Below are 20174 nucleotides of genomic sequence, written 5' to 3' on the forward strand. Positions count from 1 at the left end.
CTCAACATTTCCAAATGCAAATAGACACTAAACAACTTGATTGGCAAAAAGTTGATAATTTAATGCCTGTTATCATACAACACTATGTTTCTGGTCAAGTACTGATGCTTGGCTATATGAATCAAGAGGCATTAACTCAGACACAATCTAGTGGCAAAGTAACCTTCTATTCGCGTACCAAACAACGCTTATGGACCAAAGGTGAAACATCAGGTAATTTTTTAAATGTGGTAAGCATCTCGACTGATTGTGATAATGATACCCTACTGATTTTAGTTAATCCAATTGGTCCTACCTGTCACACTGGAACAAATAGCTGTTTTAACAATAACCAAACTGAATGGGGTTTTTTATACGATTTAGAACAATTGCTTGGTGCTCGTAAAAATGCTGATCCTAAATCATCTTATACGGCAAAACTCTACCATGATGGTACGAAGCGTATTGCCCAAAAAGTGGGAGAAGAAGGTGTTGAAACGGCACTTGCAGCTACAGTACACGATAAAGAAGAGTTAAAAAATGAATCAGCCGATTTAATTTATCACTTATTGGTCTTACTACAAGATCAGAATCTCTCAATGCAAGATGTCATTGCTATTTTAAAAGCTAGACATAAATAACATTAGTCACCAAGCACAATCTGTTGTGCTTGGTGTTTAATATTTATAAGCAAAAGATTTTCCTATTACCTAACAGGTAACTTGATCCCATTAAACATTGCCTGTACTGCCACATTATTTTCACATAAGATAAGTCTATCAACTGTTTGCCTATTTAAATGTGCCGAAAACTGATTAATAAAATCATACATATAATTGCGTAAAAATAGCGAACGAGCAAAGGCAATATAAGTGGTACTATATGGAAATATATGTCCAGCATTAAGTACCACAAAATCACTATCAGAGCTTTCATTAACCGCCATTTTAGCGACAATGCCAACGCCAACCCCTAACTTAACATAAGTTTTGATCAGTTCCGCATCAGTAGTACTAAAAACAATATTAGGAATTTGATTAGCTTTGATAAAAGCTTGATTCAAATCAGACCCATCATTAGAAAAATCATAACTGACTAAAGGATATTTAGACAATTCATCGATAGTAATTAAACTACTTTTAGCTAATGGATGATCTTTCATTACAATCACAGCTTGGTTCCAATGATAACAAGGTATGGCAATCATATCATCGCTAAGTTCAGATAAATCAGTTATGATAGCAAAATCAGCTTGGCCTGTTTGCGCTTGTAAAAGACATTGCGGAGATGATCCTTGCTCCATATGGAGCGTTATACTAGGATACTGTTGCATGAATTGCTGAATAACAATTGGTAAAGTATAACGAGCTTGAGTATAAGTTGTAGTAATGGTTAATGAGCCTTGATTAGGCTGACTAAATTCTTTAGCAATAATTTTAATATCTTGCGATTTAGTTAAAATCTCTTTAGCTAAAGCAATAATCTTCTCACCAACGGGGGTAACTTCGGAAAGATGTTTACCGACACGAGTAAAAATTTGCACATTAAGTTCATCTTCCAATAATTTGATCTGTTTACTGATCCCTGGCTGAGAAGTATACAGTTTTTCAGAGGTAAGTGACACATTAAGATCGTTATTGACGACTTCAACAATATAACGCAGTTGTTGCAACTTCATGACAAAGGCTCCTTTAACTGTATACCTTTCCCCCTTTATAAAACTATATAAAAAGTCAAAAAGAGGGAAATCGTAAGGTAATTCCTTTCACACTTTAGCACAAACAAAAAACAGCTTTTTATACTAAAACGATTCCTTAACCTGAGCGATTTTACATAAATCATCAGGTGTTCTTACCTATTTTTTACTATTAACCCATTTACCATCAACGTATTGCATTACCCAGCCAGTCGATTTGCCATTGACTTCGGAAGTAACGTACTGCTGTTTACTTTTACGACTAAATCGCACAATAGCTGGATTACCTTCTGGATCTTGACTCGGCGCTTGCGTTAAATAAATAAATTTTTCGGGTAGACGATCTTTAAAACGTTGTAGTTCTTCAATTAGTGGTGCACGAGTTTCTCTTGATTTTGGAAAATTATGTGCAGCTAAAAAGATACCTGAAGCACCATCTCGTAATACAAAATGTGCATCTGACTTAGTACATTTTAACTCAGGCAGATCAACAGGATCTTCTTTAGGTGGCGCTACATCACCATTTTTTAAGATTTTACGAGTATTTTTACAATCTTGATTGGTACATCCCATGTAAAGTCCAAAACGGCCTGATTTAAGATGCATTTCTGATCCACATTTTTCACATTCAATAATTGGACCTTCATAGCTTTTTACCTTAAATGTGCCTTTTTCAACCAATGAACCATCACAGATTGGATTATTACCACAAATATGTAATTTACGCTCATTATCGAGCAAATAACTGTCCATAGCCGTATGACATTTAGGACAACGTTTAAGTGCTCTTAGCGCGTCAGTTTCGGCTGTCTCTGCCTCTTCCAAAATATTCAAGGTTTCATATTCGGGAATTAAATTAATTGTTTGCTTACAACGCTCTTTAGGAGGTAACGCATAACCAGAACACGCTAAAAATACACCGGTACCCGCAGTTTTAATGCCCATTTCACGGCCACAATTAGGGCATTTAATTTCTGGTGTTAAAACAAGTGGATTAAGTTGCATGCCACCACGATTAGGATCTTGTTCTGCAATGGTTAAATGTTGGCTGAAATCATCAAAAAATTGATCTAAAACTTCACGCCATTCTTGCTTTTTATTGGCAATTTCATCAAGTGCATGCTCCATGCGAGCAGTAAAATCGTAACTCATTAAGTCATTGAAATTTTCACTTAAGCGATCTGTGACAATTTCTCCAATTTTTTCCGCATAAAAACGACGATTATCTAATCGTACATAACCACGATCTTGAATAGTTGAAATAATCGTTGCATAAGTAGAAGGACGACCAATCTCTCGTTTTTCAAGTTCCTTAACTAATGAAGCTTCGTTGTAACGAGCGGGAGGCTTAGTAAAGTGTTGATTAGGATCTAAACCAATTAATTCCAACATATCTTGCATAGATACGGCTGGCAACATCTTATCTTCATTATTTTTAGTTAATTGTGGTTGCACTTTTGTCCAACCATCGAAACGTAAGGTTCGACCTTTAGCTTTTAAGGTAAAATCACCCGCTTTAACTGTAATAGTTGTTGAGTTGTATTCGGCTGATGTGATTTGGCAAGCCACAAATTGACGCCAAATTAATTGATATAATTTAGCTGCATCAGCCTCAACATCACCAAGACTATCCGCTAGAATATTCACGTCCGATGGACGAATTGCCTCATGTGCCTCTTGCGAATTTTTCTTACTGCTATAAACGTTAGCTGATTTAGGCAAATACTTCTCTCCGAAGTTTTGTCCAATGTAGTCCCGAACCATGGTTAACGCATCTTGACTCAAATTAGTCGAGTCGGTACGCATATAAGTAATATAACCAGCTTCATATAGGCGTTGTGCTAACATCATCGTTTTTTTAACACCAAAACCTAAACGGGTACTTGCTGCTTGTTGCAAAGTTGAAGTAATAAACGGCGCTGTTGGATTACTTTTAGTCGGTTTTTCTTCAATATTAGTGACTTGATATTGGCTTTTATTTAATTCATCCAAAGCAATATCAATAGCAACACGATCTTTAGGTTCAAACGCATCATTTTTATAATGCGTTACTTGCATTGTTAATTGTTCTTGATGAGCAGTTTTTAAATCAGCATAAAGATCCCAATACTCTTCAGGAATAAATGCATGAATTTCTCGCTCACGTTCAACCACTAAGCGTACCGCAACTGATTGAACACGGCCTGCTGATAAGCCTCTAGCAACTTTTTTCCAAAGTAGTGGTGATAGCATAAAGCCAACCACACGATCCATAAATCGTCTTGCTTGTTGAGCGTTAACCCGATCCATATCCAACATGGCTGGATGATTAAAAGCATTTTTAATCGCCGTTTTGGTTATCTCGTTAAATACGACTCGACGATACTTATTATCATCACCACCAATAACGTCTTTTAGATGCCAAGCGATAGCTTCCCCTTCTCTATCCAAGTCGGTTGCGAGATAAATCATATCGGCATCTTTGGCTAACTTTTTAAGTTCGGCAACCACTCGTTCTTTGCCAGGTAAAATTTCATAATGCGCTTGCCAGCCATTGTAAGGATCAACGCTCATACGATCGACTAACACTTGTTTTTCCGATCGTTTAACTTTTTTCTCGGCTTTATCTTTACTTGTTTTTTCAGTGCGTTGACTACTACCACTCACTGGAAGATCGCGAATATGTCCGACACTTGATTTAACTACGAAATCTTTGCCAAGATATTTATTAATCGTTTTTGCTTTGGCTGGTGATTCCACAATAACAAGGGATTTTCCCATAATTAAACCTATTTATCCTGTAGTTTAAGTTATTTACCGTCTATATTGACATCAAGTAATGACAGTAAATCATCTTTAATTGTCGATACTTTACTAGCATATTGCTCTTTTTGCTCTGCATCTTCAATTAGTTGTGTAATTGTTTGTGACAGCGTACATCCTCGGCGCTTAGCTAAATTTGCCAATCGTTGCCAGACTAGAAATTCCAAATCAATAGACTTTTTACGTGTATTTTGCTGTTCGGCATTAAAATGTCGTTTTCGTCGTGCTCGAATGGTTTGCTTCATACGATTATCTAAATCTGGATTTAGATGCTGCTTAATCCAATCAATAACCGCAGTCGGTCTGTGTTCCAATAACAATAATTCATTTACGGCTTGTTGAGCAGCACTCTTTTCAATATAACGAGTGATAAGCTCCCCTTCCAAATGCCTTTTTACTAAATAGTGCCACTTCCAACCGCATTCAAGGTTTTCTAACTGCTGGTATTTCATCGGTTCACCTTGTGACGCTGTAACTAAATATGTTAGTTGTAACATAATCTTGACACACAATAAAGAAAATTATTGCATTTGACAAATTTTTTATAAATCTGATATCGTTCACCCTTAATTTCAGATCTTTTTTAAGGAATCAAAAATAATGGCAAAAGCCGATGTTATTTATATTAATGGTTACATCTATACTGCTGACCAACACGATACGGTTTGTGAAGCGATTGCAATTCAAAATGGCTATATTATTGCAACCGGCTGCACGCAAGAGATAAATAACAGTCAATATGTTGATAATTCCACGATAATCTATGACCTACAAGGTAAAACTATGATGCCAGGGATTATTGATGCCCATTTACATACCTTTTGGGGCGGCATGCAATTATCCTCATGTAATCTAAATTACCAGAGTTTAACTGTAGATGATACTTTAGCCATTATTCAACAATATTTAGACAATGATTCCGTTCACAATAGTAGTAGTTGGTTACAAGTTCGAGGCTGGTTGCGCCAAGAAGTTTTACCAATTGGTACAGATATTACTCGATTCGATTTAGATAAACTTAATACTCAGCGTCCTATCATTCTATTTTCAAATGACTGTCATACGCTAGTTGCCAACAGCATTGCATTAGAAAAATTTGGCCTTGATCGTAATACACCTGAACCATCTGATGGCAAAATTGGGCGTACTCAGGATGGTGATTTAAACGGTATATTAGAAGATGCCCCTGCAATGCGTGCATTTGACAGTATTTCCAAACTTATCGACGAACAAGCAGTAAACATTGCTAAATTATCACAAGAAGAATTAAATAAGCAAGGTGTAACAGCGGTAATGGATGCGCGGATAACAGAAACCCAAGCTGATGCATTTCTAAAATTACAACAACAAGACCAACTGTCGATCCGATTATTTGGAGCCCGAGAATTACCACCTGATGATGTTGGTAGTATAGAAGATATTCCGGCAGTTATTGATCGCGTTAAACAATTTGCTGAGCATTATAATGACAAAAACTGGCAACCAAAAACCAGGAATTAAAGTATCTCATACCAAATTATTTGTCGATGGTGTAATGCAAGCTCCATTAATGACAGCTCGTTTATTACAACCTTATCAATTAGAAAATGAAAAAGATCGCTATGGTGACCTATATTATTCGATAGAAATGCTTGATGCATTAATTTTAGAATCATCACGGGCAGGCTTTCATCCACACATGCACACCGTTGGCGAAGGAGCCATTGAAGTGGTGCTTAATGCGATTGAAAAAATGCGTAAAGCACTACCCAATGCAGATATTAGACCAAGCACAGCGCATAATGAACTTAGTGCGATGCATCAATTTGACCGTTATAAACAATTAAATGCAAATGTTGTTTTTTCATTCCAGTGGGCCGGCTGTAGTTCTGCAATGATTGAACAGTATAAAACATTATTTGGTGCTGAACGTTATAATGGTTTAGAAGCACACGGTCAATATATTGATGCTGGGGTAACTTGTGCTTTTGGTAGTGATTGGCCAATTGATCCGCTTAATGAATGGTATGATTTCCAAATAGCTATGACTAGACAGATTGATGCTGAACATCCACGTTTAAACAGTGATCGCAATTTAACAGCACTTGAAGTACTACGCTGTGCGACCATCGGTGCTGCTTATGTTTTAAAACAAGAAGACTATATCGGATCTATTGAGAAAGGTAAGTTTGCTGATGTAATTATTTTAGATCGTAATCCTTTTACCATTCCGGCAACAGGTATACAAAACGTCAAAGTATTAACCACAATTGTAGGCGGCAAAACAGTTTACCAACAAGCATAATTGAACTAACCTATTGTTTTAAAAAATATAACACCCTGCCATTGGCAGGGTGTTTTTTTATAACTAATCAATATCAAACCTGTGCAACAATCGATTGGAAAATACATTTTTCAAACAACAATAAAGCCATCAAATAGCCAATTAAATTATTCAAATTTAGTATTTATTGAACACAATTAACGAGCTGACTTATTTTTTTTATAAAAAAAAGCTCACAAATTATGCGGACTTATGATCTTTACTAAAAATTAGCTTGCATAATTATAATAATGTGGGAGAATTCCCTGCCGCTTTAAGCGGGTAAAAAGGCAAAACTATACTTAGTAGTTTTTTATTGTTTTTTGGGACAGAGGAGCAAATTAAATCATGTCCGCAATAAAAATGAAACGAGTTTTAACCACACCTGCATTGATTGCATTTGGTTTAGCTTATATGGTTCCTTTAGGGATCTTTACCACTTATGGGGAAGTTACCGTTGTCAGTAATGGACACTTGCCTGTAGCCTATATCATCACCCTTGCCATGATCTTTTTCACAGCATTAAGTTATTGCCGAATGGCAAATAAACTGCCTATTGCTGGTTCGGCTTATACCTATGTACAACGAACGTTTGGTGGAAAAGCAGGTTTCTTAGTTGGTTGGGCACAAATTCTTGATTACCTATTTTTACCAATATTAAATTATTTGGTTTTAGGGATCTATCTACATGAACTATATGATAGTATTCCAGCTTATGTATATGTATTGGCATCGATTATAGGTGTAAGTGTATTAAATTACCTTGGAATCAAGTTAATTAATTGGGCCAATATTACTTTGAATTTCTTTCAAGCATTATTCATCGTATTGTTTATTATTTTGACATTGACAAATGTTCATTTGACACCTGAAACAATGTTAAAACCAATATCCGTCACAACCGATGATTTTAGTGGTTTATTTTCTGGAGCTGCCATATTATGTCTTGCCTTCTTAGGTTTTGATGCTATAGCAACACTAGCAGAAGAATCCAATGATGCGAAAAAAACCTTACCAAGAGCAATTATCGGCACCGTATTGATTGCTGGTTGTATATTTTTAGTTGTCTCATATTGTGCACATTTAGCTTACCCACAATGGACAGATTTTGTTGATAATAAAGATACTGCCAGTTTAGATGTAATGCGTAAAGTTGATAGCATAAGTCATCTAACCAGTATACTTGGCAAATACGGTAATGATTTTATGTATAATTTCTTCCAAACCGCTTATTTGACAGGTGTATTTGCCTCTACAATGACCGCACAAACTAGTGTGTCACGAATCTTTTATGCAATGGGGCGTGAAGGTGTGTTACCAAAACAGATCTTCTATAAAATTCATCCTCGTTTTCGAACACCTTATTTATCAATTATTTTTGTTTCCTGTTTTTCACTACTCTCTTTGGTACTTGATTTAAGTTTAGTCGTTTCAATGATCAGTTTTGGCGCCTTAGTAGCCTTTACCTTCGTTAACCTATGCGTAATCAAAAGCTACCTAAGTGGTACGGAAAAAACAGTACCAATGCTTTTAAAATATGGATTAATGCCAGCAATTGGCGTATCACTTTCGTTATGGCTATGGACCAGTCTTGAAACGACAGCGATGACGGTAGGTTTAATTTGGTTAGTAATTGGATTTTGTTATTTGCTTTATTTAACTCGATGTTTTACCAAATCATTGCCTTCTATTGATCATACAGAATTGGATTCAATCATCAAAGATTAGTAATCTATTAGGTCTACTTAAAAGTATTTAGTTGATGCCCTTTTAAAACAATTCCGTCGACTTTAGTCGACGGAATTTTCATTTCTCAGTAAATAAAATAAGCTAAGTTAAAATCGCTTAAAATTATTCACCAAAGCCTGTAGCAAATAATTCACGGATTTCATCCATTGCTGCTTGTTCATCTTCACCATCACAGATGATTTCAACAGTTGAACCACCTTTAACGCCAGCACCAAGTAAACCCATCATGCTTTTTAATTTAATGGCTTTGTCGTTATAAACAAGTTCAATTGATGATTTATAACGGCCAGCTAATTTAACAAGCGTTGTTACTGGGCGTGCATGTAAACCAGTTGAATTTTTTACTACCATTTGCTCTTTTAACATATTATAGTCCTTACATATATCTAACGTTAATACAATGGATGTATTTATATCATAAATTAACTTTTTTTGCTCTTTTTTAGCATCAATTTTTGAAATTATTTGATTATCTGATAGTTTTGCTAATATTTTTCATCACATTAAAAGCTATACTACCCAAAAATATCTTACGATATGAAAAAATATCGGCGCAGCAAAGCAAATAGAATCAAAACGATCAAGTATTCCACCGTGACCACCTATTAGTTTACCCCAATCTTTTACGCCACGATCGCGTTTAATAGCAGACATAACTAGACCACCCATAAATCCTAACAAAGTGATCATTAAAGAAATAAGTCCTGATTGTATAAAAGTAAACGGAGTGATCCAACACATACAGGCACCAATAAAACTAGCAGATAAAACACCACCAATAAAGCCTTCAATCGTCTTTGATGGTGATACGTTTGGGCTAATTTTATGTTTACCAAACAATTTGCCAAATACGTACTGCAACACATCAGATAACTGAACGATTAATACTAAATAAGCAATGAGTAATAGATTACGGCCTTGGTAATTTTCGATATCTAATACTAATAATGCTGGCACACACGAGATACTATATACCGTAATCATTAATCCCCATTGCACATCGGCTATTCTCGCCAAAAAATTAGCGGTTGAACCAGTTATTGTGGCAAATATCGCCAGAAACAAGAAAGCATAAACAGGAATAAAGATACTAAATAAACCATACCATGTTAAGGCGACCAAAATATATTGCATAGGTAAAGCAACTGCAAAAGCAAATATTAGGGCAAAATAATCAGAGTGATTGATAGGCGTTAAAATAAGAAACTCTCGCAATGCTAAAGCTGAAATAACAAAAAACAAAAAAATTACTGCCAGTTGTCCAAACCAAAATGCTAAACCAATAATGGCAACCATTACCCACCACGCATTGATGCGAGTATTTAAATTATCGATAACACTATTAGGCGATGTAAGACGATATTTTAACAATTGACCAATAATTGTTGCCACTAATAAAAACAAGCCGATGCCCAAAAATAATAATAGTGTATCATATTGGAAATGGGACATTTCAGCGCTCCTTATATTGCTGTGGTGGTAATCTATTAACTTGTGATAATAGCATTAATCATTATAAAAACGATTAAACAATTTTGTAATAAAAATAGTACTACCTGCCTTTTAAACAGTGATAAAATCCCTTTTTGCCGTTCAGACAGCGTTCTTGATGATTGATGAGGTTTGATTAGTTGCAAATTGGCTAATGCTATGTCCATAGCTAGCAGCTCTTCTGGTAAATGATCAACATGCTCAGATAAATATTCAAACAATTTTCTATCAAAATCTATCCTTATTGCATAATACTTACTCATTAAACCTAGAATAAAAATGATTAGACAACTGATAGTTAATGATGTTAGAGAAATATGAATCAAAGCGACAATAGCAGCTAATATGGTTAATAGTATCGAAAAAAGATCAATATGTTTACTTATCGATAAAAAACAACAAAACGTTACTATATCTATTTTAGTTACACTATTTTGCGACCTATTATTACTACTCAACATATCGCTATCTCATCTTTAAAGTTAACCAACCAATTGGATAAAATCAGTTGTTGCTGGCTAGAAATTACAATTGAATTCCGCTGTTCTTTTACTATTCCTATCGCCTGTTGCAGAGTATTAGCTCTTTTAGTCCACAATAACCATGCAATAACTGCAGTTGCACTTCTCGAATAACCTAAAGCACAACAGACTAATAGTTTACCCTGCTGTCGATAATATTCGATAGCTTGTGCAGCCTGCTGACACTCTTGTTGTGATAAGGGGGTCATATCTAAAACAGGAATAAGCTTATAGTTACCGTTAAAAAATCCAATTGGCAACTCGGCACAAAGATCGACAACCGATATAAAATGATTTTGATTTAGCGTTTTTGAGGATGGAATGCGACCTAAATAAACTTCATCAATAATCAAATCATCAGTTGGATGTTTAATTGTCCATAACCTTGAATTGAGCCACATAATAGCAAAAAATGGCAAATAGAGCAGATAAACGGCTAACTTAAAATGACCATTTTGCTGTTTTTGCAAACCGGAGGCGCCAAACAACAAATAATTAGTTGCAATCAATAACCATGCACCAGCCAACCATAACAACCAGAGTGCCCAGCCAGAAATGTAAATAGCTATAGTGAATGACAGTAGGCATAAACAAAAATAGATCATCGCCCAAATATAGTTTTTAGTTAATGGTCGATGTTTTAACGGCGTCGTCATATTATCGGGCCATAACCAAAGAGAAAAACACCCTACCCATAATCCAGTTGGAATATCGAAAAAATGATGTTGCCAAGTCGTTAAAACCGAAAGTGCAATTAAAAAACACCAAAAATGTAATATATAACGCCCTAATCCCTTAAAATATTGAACATAAAATTGCCATAAAATAACTAATAATGTGATGTGTAATGAAGGAGCTTGATTAAATGGTTTATCAAATCCCATTAAAATATCAAACATCAAGCCCAAAAATCCATCCAAAGCTGGGCGTTCAAAATAGAACTTAAGCGGGAAAATTAGAAAACAGGTGATACAAATCACTTGTGCCGTTAACAGCCGTAAACCAAGATTTTTAAGTGATTGCCAAGAAGATGTTAAAAGAATAGCTAATCCATACATCAGATCGATAGACCAATAAGGAATTATCGTCCATGACCAAAGTGGAATAGAATATTCCCAACTAAAAAATAGACTTGTTACATCCTCACGTTGAGATGATAGCCAGTTGGCAAAATTATAGCTAGCAAAAAAGAATACTGATAAACCGGCTAACCATACACATTTATAGACATTAAGTCGGCTAAAGAGTTTTAACATAATCAATGCGAAGTTCGTTGTGCCAGTGATACGGTAAAAATCCCCCACTGGTCTACTAACATGGTCACTTTACTAAAACCTGCTTCGGCAACTAACTGATCCATCTCGATCTGTGTTCGGCGTCGCATGATCCATGGTTGCCCTTCCCGATGTGAAGTTAACGCTCTAGCAATAAACTCTAATTGAGGATGCCAAGGTTGATTGGTATAAAGTAAATACCCACCTTGTGGAATTGCATCAGCCAAGCCAGATAAAGATTGCTGTAACAGTTGATTATCACCAAATAATTCATACAATCCTGATACCACAGCTAAATTAGGCTGCGGAGATAATTGTGCGAGTTGCTCACGGTTAAATGCATCGCCTTTTTCAAAACGAACGATGTCGCTTAAACCTTGTTGCTCAATTAGTGCTTGTCCATCACGGATATTAATATCACTATAATCGCGCAACAAAACCGAATTAGGTTTATTAGCGATTTGATTAATGGTTTCTAAAATATATCGACCATGCCCTGCGGCTATATCAACAATATTTACTTCAGTAGATTGTTGTTGTAACAGTTCAATAGCTTGCTTTAAGAGCAGTTCAAGATGAATTTTTCGTTGTCGAATCCCTCGCCAACCAATAGATTGTAAATAGAGATAATCAAAAAATTGCCCCAATTTTGAAGTGCCGGATGGCTCATTTCGATAAACATAATCAAGTGTACTACCGGAATCAAAACCTGTTTCAAATCCTAGTTTAATTCCATCCGACATATTACTAGCATATTTCAAGGTCGCTTTGACTAACTTCCAATACCATGGTTTAAGCCAACCCGAAGGTGGTAAAGCTAACTTATCGGTTTCGGATCGAGTATAACCTACCCGATCGGCATTAGTTAACTTTGGAACATTGGGTTGATTAGCAAAACAACCTTGAATAAATCGCCTTGCTCTATCAATTGCCATATAACGATCTTTTTCACCAAAGGTATCATGATAAAATTTTGGTAGGATATGAAACTCTTTTTGATTGGTTCCTAAATTATCATAAAACGCCTGTTGTGGTTTTCGTCGCACCACAAAATCACAACCAGAAACTAATAACTGTGTAGGAACAGTGATCGCGTTGGCATCCTTAACAATTCGATCCGCTACCGCATACAAATCAAGCAGTAATCTAACCGAAATGGGTTTAGTAATTAAAGGATCTTTATTAAAAGAATCTGCTCGACTGTCATCATGAGTTAGTAAATTCGGTTTGACATAACTATTTACAAAGAAATTGCCTTTCAAGTTATATAATAACTTAAGTCCAGGTACCGCTAATGGCACATATAATTTAACGCTAAAAGCTGGAGCACCTAAAACTAAAGCGCGAATATTCGGTACATAATCATGCACCCAACCAGCAGCAATTACGGCTCCAACACTTTGAGCGATAATAGCAATATCTTGCATTTCAATCGCATATTCTTTAATGATATGCTGTATAAAACAGTTAGCATCTTTTATCAGAGTGGCAAAATTTACCGCATCACCACGTTGACCATCAGATTGGCCATTTCCTCGCGCATCCCAAGCAAAAATATGGAAATCAGGTAATTCCAGCTCTTCAGCTAAATGGGCAATTCGTCCTGAATGTTCATGCCCACGATGAAAAAGTACAATTGCTTTTGAAGGCGTTTTAGTATCACTATCGACTGCAGGCCAATAACGATAAAATAATTGACAGTCATCATGACTAATAAATGTGTTTTGCTGCTGTTCACGCATTCCTTATTCCTTATTATTTTTCGCTTCTTGCAATCCTTTTTTCACTCTATTAATCACAGTAATTAATAACAAAAAGGTGATAAACCACAATAGAACATTTAGCCATTCAAGAGGCAATAAATAGGTTGCAATTCCTAAACTAATTAGGCTGAAAGCTAAAGCTCGATCGCTTTTCCCCATAGGTCCATCATAACGTCGAGAGCTACCAATCATCACACCTAGTACGCCTGCGTATTCGGTTAGAAATGATAACAAGATTACTAATATCATTAAATTGGTATTAACTTGATTTATTTGAGTAAAGATTAACAGCAGAGCACAATCGGAAATCACATCACAAATCTCATTTAAATAGGCTCCTAAATTGGATTTCTGACGATATTCTCTGGCTAACATACCATCAATAGCATTAAGAGCCATCCGGATAAACATCCATACGGGTATTAACAAAAACGGCCATTGATGATCGGCAAAAAAGCCAACTAATAAAGCAATCAATATCGATCCAGCACAAGCAGCTAACGTGACTTGATTGGCGGTTATTCGTGAATAATAAAGCGAATTAACATAAGGACGAAGCAATGTTTGAAAGCGAGATTTTAATTGATAAATAGAAAACACAAATCGATCCTTAATATATAATTATACAATTCTTTGTAATTGAGCATACTTTAATGAACTTACCATAAAATGCAAACGATTGAGTACATTGACTTCACCTGCGCCATCATCAAAATCCAAATAGAGTAGATTCAATTTTGGATTAAGATCACGCATACGTTTCTCAACCCCTTTAGAAACAACATGATTAGCAATGCAGCCAAATGGTTGCAAACTAATAACATTATTGATGCCATGCTCAGCAAAGGTCATAATTCCTGCAGGAATTAACCAACCCTCACCATATTGATTGGCTAAATTTAAAATTTCTTCTGCCTTTTTCGCCATATCACGAATATTATGAAATGGTTGATAGTGTTTAAAATCAGATAAAATCTGATTAGTTTGATCAATATACTTTTGCGCTACCTTTTCAAAAAAGTGAACAAAATAAGCGACGAAACTCTTGTTAACAATATAATTGTCAACATTACTATCATAGTTAACAAAACATTGTGCAAAAAACTCAATCATTGGCGGAATAACAGGTTCAATACCCTGATCAACTAGCCAATCAACACTATGTTGATTACCAAAACTGTTATATTTAACATAAATTTCACCAACAATACCAATTTGTGGGCAATCTTTATTTAATGTCTCGATTTGATTGAAATGCTCTACCGCCTCTTTTAACAACGCAAAGATCGCCTTTTTGCCTTTATGTTGATTGATAAGTTGTTGTAATTTTCTAATATAAAGCTCTTTCAATTGATTAGCTTGTTGTTTAAATTTGGCTCTAGGCGCAATCGAGTAGAACATCTTCGAAATCGAATCAGTAAATAACATCGCAAAAAACGTCGTTGGTAAAGTTTTTAGCCAATTAATTCTAAAACCTGGTTGCTCAATTTCATTAATATTACCGGTACTGAGTGACACGATAGGAATATCTTCGAAACCATTACTAATCATTGCTTTCTTAATTAAAGAAAGATAACTACTCGCTCGACACTGTCCACCCGTTTGAGTAATGCCGATAGCCACTTCATCACGTTGATATTTACCTGAATTAAGTGCTTTAATAATATCACCAACAATAATGGTCGCTGGATAGCATATCTCGTTATTGCAATATTTAAGTCCCCAATCAACCGAACTTTTATCTGGTTTTGGCAAGGTTTCAAGTTTATAACCTGACAACGCAAAAATCGGCGGTAATAGTGGTGAATAAAAATCGGAGATATAAGGTGCTAAAATAGTCCGTCTCTGTTTATCTTGTTTAGCAAAAATAGCCGTCTTTTTACGCTCAACAACTTTTAACGGTTGTTGGTGATTCATACGGATTGACTCAATAATCGAACGTAATCGCAATCGTACCGAACCTGTTGCCGTGATCTCATCAATACGAATGATGGTGCACGTTTTACCTTTAGACTCTAAAATTGCTTTACATTCATCGGTGACAATCGCATCAGGGCCACAACCAAACGAATTAAGTTGTACAAACTGAATATTTTTCGGTTGTTCAGCAACAAAACTAGCTGCTGCATATAAGCGATTTGGATAACTCCATTGTGAGCAAATTTGTAGTTCGGGTGATAATTGGCTGATCGCACCTAACACTGAATCTTCGGTTATTACATCGCAACCAAGCGCATTTAAGATCTCTGGCGTTTTATGATTAATTAAGCTATCACTATGATAAGGACGACCTGCCAAAATAAATACATAACGCCCCGTTTGTTTAGCATTATTCAGTACTTCAACCGCTTTGCTATACAGCGATTTTTTATATTCCGCTTGAGCAGCTAATGCATCAGAAAATGCTTGATTAGCTATCTTTTCTGCAATACCAAGCGAAGTTAAATAATTAATACAGCCCTTTTTCAATAATTTTTGATTACTGAAATTGATCACTGGATAATCCAGTGGCACGTTATATTTTTGGTTAGGATTGATAGCACTATTTACCACCTCAGCATAGCTACTGACAATTGGACAGTTATAGCTGTTAACTGCATTAGTAAACTGATCAGATTCAAACACCACCATCGGCATAAAAATACGATCAACCTTTTGCTCAATCAGCTCCATAATATGCCCATGAACCAATTTGGCAGGAAAACAGATACTATCCGACATTACTGTACCTGCGCCCTTTTCATAAATCTCATGCGTCGAGTATGGTGATAACGTTACATTAATACCACTATTGGTTAACAACGTGTGCCAAAATGGAAAATTTTCGTATTGTCCTAAAACACGAGGAATACCAACATTGAGCTTAGATTCAGTATTATGGATATTGGTTCGCTCAAATAATAACGCATTTTTATAATCAAACATATTAAATGCATTTTTATCTTGATATTGATTATTACTCAAAAAGCGTTCGCATTTATTACCAGAATAATAACGCTGACCATTGGCAAAACGATAAATCATAATATCACATTTATTTTCACACCCCTTACAGCGTGATGGTTTCGCTTTATTATCTTCAGCTTTATGTAGATTATCTAATCCAATAAATTGCGAAGGTGTTGGTTGTTGCTCATAATGGTTTTTTGCCACTAATGCTGCACCATAAGCCCCCATGAGTTCAGGAATATTTGAACTAGCAATTTGAGCCCCAGTTAACTGCTCTAAGGCACGAAACACCGCAGGATTTTTAAACGTCCCTCCTTGCACCACAATATGATCACCTAATTTGCGCATATCATGTAATTTCAGTACTTTATGAATGGCATTTTTAATCACTGAAAAAGCCAACCCTGCAGAAATATCGCCCATTGTTGCGTTTTCACGCAGTGCCTGTTTCACTTTTGAGTTCATAAAAACTGTGCAACGGGTACCCAGATCACAGGGATTATTGGACTTACATGCTGCGTCAGCAAAATCAATAGTATTTGAATTGAGTGATTTTGCGAAGGTTTCAATAAATGAACCACAGCCAGAAGAACATGCTTCATTTAACTCAATATGATTTACGACACCATTGGCAATAAAGATGGCTTTCATATCTTGACCACCAATATCCATGATAAAACTGACCTTAGGCTCAATATGTTTAGCAGCAGCAAAATGCGCCATTGTTTCGACTAGACCATCATCAATCGCAAAAGCGGCTTTTAGTAGTTCCTCACCATAACCAGTGACACCTGTGCGAGCAATAATAATCTCTTTACCTGATGCAGCAATCTCATCCTTTAATACCGTTAACCCTTTAATTAATGCGGTGATTGAGTGGCCATTATTAGGCGCATAATAAGTAAAAAGTAGCTCGTCATCCTCACTAATTAAGGTAATTTTAGTGGTAGTTGAACCGCTATCAATTCCCAAATACGCTTTCTGTTTTTGGTAAGCTGTTAAAGCTAGACGGGGGATTTGAATATAGTTGCGTTTTTGTTGCCAATCATCAAAAGACAAGGCTTGATTAAAAAGTGGTTTTAACCTAAAAGACTGATTGACTTGAATCTTGGTTGAGGCATTTAATCTATCAATAAATTCAGTAAGTGTAAGTTGACTACGTTCAATTGCATGAATCGCTGCGCCCCAAGCGGACAACAAAGTAGGATGCTCGGTGGTAACTATCTGGTCTTCATTTAACTTTAGTGTCTCTAACGCGGCCTTGCCTAACGTTGGAATAAACGAAAACGGTCCACCAATCAACATTACTTTGGGTACGATATCATAACCACGAGCTAACGTATTGACCAATTGAATACAGACAGCATGTAAAACTGAATAGGCAATATTCTCTTTTGATACATTACGGCTAATTAAATTTTGCACATCAGTCTTAGCAAATACACCACAACGTGATGCAATAGGAAAGACTTTATCATGTTGAGTTGCTAGAAGATCAAATTCTTGTACTGGAGTATTGAGCAAGGTCGCCATCTGATCGATAAATGCCCCAGTACCTCCAGCACAACTACCATTCATTCGAATATCAGGCGGGCGGTCAGGAAAAAAGAAGATCATTTTACTATCTTCACCGCCAATATCGATTAACGTTCTAACCTCTGGATATTTGCGCTGCACCACTTCCGAAGCGGCAACCACCTCTTGAATAAAGGCGATATCGGCTTTTTCTGAAATACCCATCCCAGCAGAACCAGTCACCTTGACCGATAATACAATCTCTTCACCCAATTGTTGTTTAATTTCATCTAATAGTGATAAAACTGTTGGAACAATATGGGTATTATGGCGAACATAATTGGTATAAACAAAATTATCTTGCTTATCAAGCACGACACATTTTGCTGTAGTAGATCCGACATCCAATCCAAGTCTATACATTTTTGGCATAAACAAACTCACATTTGCAAAATTAGACTTAACCTATAAAAGGGTCACAAATATTACTAAATAACTATATTTTTATTGTGGAATTATTATAGCGAAATCTTTCTAATTTTTAATCTATTTGTTTAAAAAATGACATTTTTGGATATTTTTGGATATTTTTTGACTAATAAAAATTCAACGGAGTTTCAAATACAAAATCCGCTAAATTAACGTTATGCATTTGCCAAACCTTGCTTTGCCGTGGCAATAACGTTCTTTAAATCAACCCCTTGTGCTTTTGCAGCAAAAATGCAACCACAATAACACTGACGATAAACATCATACTCCTTACAAAGTTCGATAGATCGTTTATAACCATTATTCTTCTTGAAATCAGAAGGCAGATAGTTTACCGAAAAAAGCTCTTGAATCTCAAAACCAATTTGATTAATTTTCTGGCTATTCTTTTTTGGACTTAGCGTTAAAGCACTAGCGAAATAATCAAAGCCCAACTCTTGTGCTTTAATCGCCGCTAAATCTAATCGCATCTTATAACAAAGATGACAACGCTCACCACCTTCTGGTGCATCACGTAGATGCTCAACCTTTTTAATAAATTCTGCTGGTTGATACGGAGCTTCTAAAAACTGAACATTGTTGCCGGTTTTTTGATTGAAATCAGCAATAAATTTTTGTTGCACAACACTACGATACTCATATTCTACTCGCGGGTGAATATTCGAATTAGCAAAATAGATAGTAATATCTGCATACTGAGCCAAATACTCCAGTACATAAGTACTACATGGTGCACAGCAACTATGAATAAGTAACTTTGGTCGCGCTGATGCTAACTGCCAATCAGCAATCACCTCTTTCAAAACTGAATCGTAGTTTACTTTATTATGTGGATTTAATTTTTCAAGAATATCTTTGGCATTAATTAACATTAGGACTCTTTCAAGTATATGGCTGATTGATGAATTTTAAGGCGCGTATAATATAGTGATCTGCTTAAGCGTTCAAGTTTAAGTTACAATTTTGTTTTTCGGAATTAACATTTAATTTTTTCGCTAAATTTGCGGTTATTAAAAACCCTTTTCCTCAAATTTTTAAATGCCAATTTCATCATTTTGCAGCAGTCAAAAAGTGACAAATGCCTAAATCATGAGTTAGACATTTTTAATAAACTGTTTCTAGAAAATTTTTGAATAACTATGCGGCAGTGAACAACATTTAATTATTTATTTTTGGCTGTTAATTTTTCTAAACTACCTACTCGGCAGTGAACTTGTCGGATGATGCTATTTGCTCATTGGTAGGTTTCTAAACTACCTACTCGGCAGTGAACTCGCAATTGAACAAAATCAAGATACCCCCAAGTTTCTAAACTACCTACTCGGCAGTGAACAAGAACATTATACACAATAAACTTTGTTCAGAAAAAGAATAATAACCAATTTATAACTAAAAAACCTTTTTTCACACCCATTTATAATTGTTTGATTTTAAATGAATTATAAGTGTCGGTAAAAAAAGGGTTGTTTTACTAATGTTGTCTAATTACAGACAAAACATTATTCCATTTATCAATTATATTTTTTGCTTTAATATGCGCTGTTTCTCGCTCAATAATTAATTTTGGGCTAGTTCGACATTGAGTAAAAAAGAGTCTTTAAAACTCGAATCTAGTGCTCATAATGCAGGCTTTATTAATTCTAT

At 35.6% G+C, this 20174-nt stretch carries 13 protein-coding genes and 1 pseudogene; 3 read left to right on the forward strand and 11 right to left on the reverse strand.

Annotated elements, in window-relative coordinates; all coding sequences use genetic code 11:
* The first annotated feature begins 20 nt into the window (after window positions 1-20).
* Window positions 21-620, forward strand: coding sequence for a bifunctional phosphoribosyl-AMP cyclohydrolase/phosphoribosyl-ATP diphosphatase HisIE (gene hisIE, locus RAM17_RS07820; RefSeq protein ID WP_110448053.1), 600 nt, complete (start codon window positions 21-23; stop codon window positions 618-620).
* A gap of 65 nt (window positions 621-685) precedes the next feature.
* Here hisIE and cysB read toward each other — a convergent pair whose 3' ends face one another.
* The 3 genes from cysB to matP all read right to left on the reverse strand — a co-directional run bounded on the left by cysB (window position 686) and on the right by matP (window position 4929).
* Complete coding sequence (gene cysB, locus RAM17_RS07825; protein WP_110447759.1) at window positions 686-1657, reverse strand: HTH-type transcriptional regulator CysB; 972 nt, start codon at window positions 1655-1657, stop codon at window positions 686-688.
* A gap of 177 nt (window positions 1658-1834) precedes the next feature.
* On the reverse strand, window positions 1835-4435 hold the full coding sequence (gene topA / locus RAM17_RS07830) for a type I DNA topoisomerase (protein ID WP_110447758.1): 2601 nt from the start codon (window positions 4433-4435) through the stop codon (window positions 1835-1837).
* Between the two features lie 29 nt (window positions 4436-4464).
* The gene (gene matP / locus RAM17_RS07835) at window positions 4465-4929 is read right to left on the reverse strand and encodes a macrodomain Ter protein MatP (protein ID WP_110448052.1); all 465 of its coding nucleotides are present in this window, start codon (window positions 4927-4929) and stop codon (window positions 4465-4467) included.
* 148 nt (window positions 4930-5077) lie between these two features.
* Here matP and RAM17_RS12565 point away from each other — a divergent pair.
* Window positions 5078-6761: pseudogene (locus RAM17_RS12565) on the forward strand (amidohydrolase).
* 363 nt (window positions 6762-7124) lie between these two features.
* On the forward strand, window positions 7125-8507 hold the full coding sequence (locus tag RAM17_RS07850) for an APC family permease (RefSeq protein ID WP_110447756.1): 1383 nt from the start codon (window positions 7125-7127) through the stop codon (window positions 8505-8507).
* A gap of 123 nt (window positions 8508-8630) precedes the next feature.
* Here the strand turns inward: RAM17_RS07850 and RAM17_RS07855 are convergent, their stop codons facing one another.
* The 8 genes from RAM17_RS07855 to RAM17_RS07890 form a co-directional block, all read right to left on the reverse strand.
* Complete coding sequence (locus RAM17_RS07855; RefSeq protein ID WP_034913021.1) at window positions 8631-8894, reverse strand: HPr family phosphocarrier protein; 264 nt, start codon at window positions 8892-8894, stop codon at window positions 8631-8633.
* A 144-nt stretch (window positions 8895-9038) separates the two neighbouring features.
* Window positions 9039-9980 carry a phosphatidate cytidylyltransferase gene (locus RAM17_RS07860; RefSeq protein WP_110447755.1) on the reverse strand — a complete coding sequence of 314 codons (942 nt, stop codon included), beginning with the start codon at window positions 9978-9980 and terminating at the stop codon, window positions 9039-9041.
* A gap of 35 nt (window positions 9981-10015) precedes the next feature.
* Entirely contained in the window at window positions 10016-10480 is a 465-nt protein-coding gene (locus RAM17_RS07865; protein ID WP_110447754.1) for a hypothetical protein, read from the reverse strand.
* Window positions 10474-11796: a phosphatase PAP2/dual specificity phosphatase family protein gene (locus RAM17_RS07870; RefSeq protein WP_110447753.1), complete on the reverse strand. Its 1323-nt coding sequence runs from the start codon at window positions 11794-11796 to the stop codon at window positions 10474-10476. Before RAM17_RS07870 ends, RAM17_RS07865 begins: the two co-directional genes overlap by 7 nt.
* Before the next feature lie 2 nt (window positions 11797-11798).
* Window positions 11799-13556 carry a bifunctional alpha/beta hydrolase/class I SAM-dependent methyltransferase gene (locus tag RAM17_RS07875; RefSeq protein ID WP_110447752.1) on the reverse strand — a complete coding sequence of 586 codons (1758 nt, stop codon included), beginning with the start codon at window positions 13554-13556 and terminating at the stop codon, window positions 11799-11801.
* A gap of 3 nt (window positions 13557-13559) precedes the next feature.
* Window positions 13560-14177: a CDP-alcohol phosphatidyltransferase family protein gene (locus RAM17_RS07880; protein ID WP_110447751.1), complete on the reverse strand. Its 618-nt coding sequence runs from the start codon at window positions 14175-14177 to the stop codon at window positions 13560-13562.
* Between the two features lie 21 nt (window positions 14178-14198).
* On the reverse strand, window positions 14199-18473 hold the full coding sequence (locus RAM17_RS07885) for an acyl-CoA dehydratase activase-related protein (RefSeq protein WP_110447750.1): 4275 nt from the start codon (window positions 18471-18473) through the stop codon (window positions 14199-14201).
* 212 nt (window positions 18474-18685) lie between these two features.
* Window positions 18686-19402: an epoxyqueuosine reductase QueH gene (locus RAM17_RS07890; RefSeq protein WP_110447749.1), complete on the reverse strand. Its 717-nt coding sequence runs from the start codon at window positions 19400-19402 to the stop codon at window positions 18686-18688.
* Window positions 19403-20174 lie beyond the last annotated feature (772 nt).

Origin of the sequence: Gilliamella apis (genome assembly GCF_030758615.1) — a bacterium.
Lineage (GTDB): Bacteria > Pseudomonadota > Gammaproteobacteria > Enterobacterales > Orbaceae > Gilliamella > Gilliamella apis_A.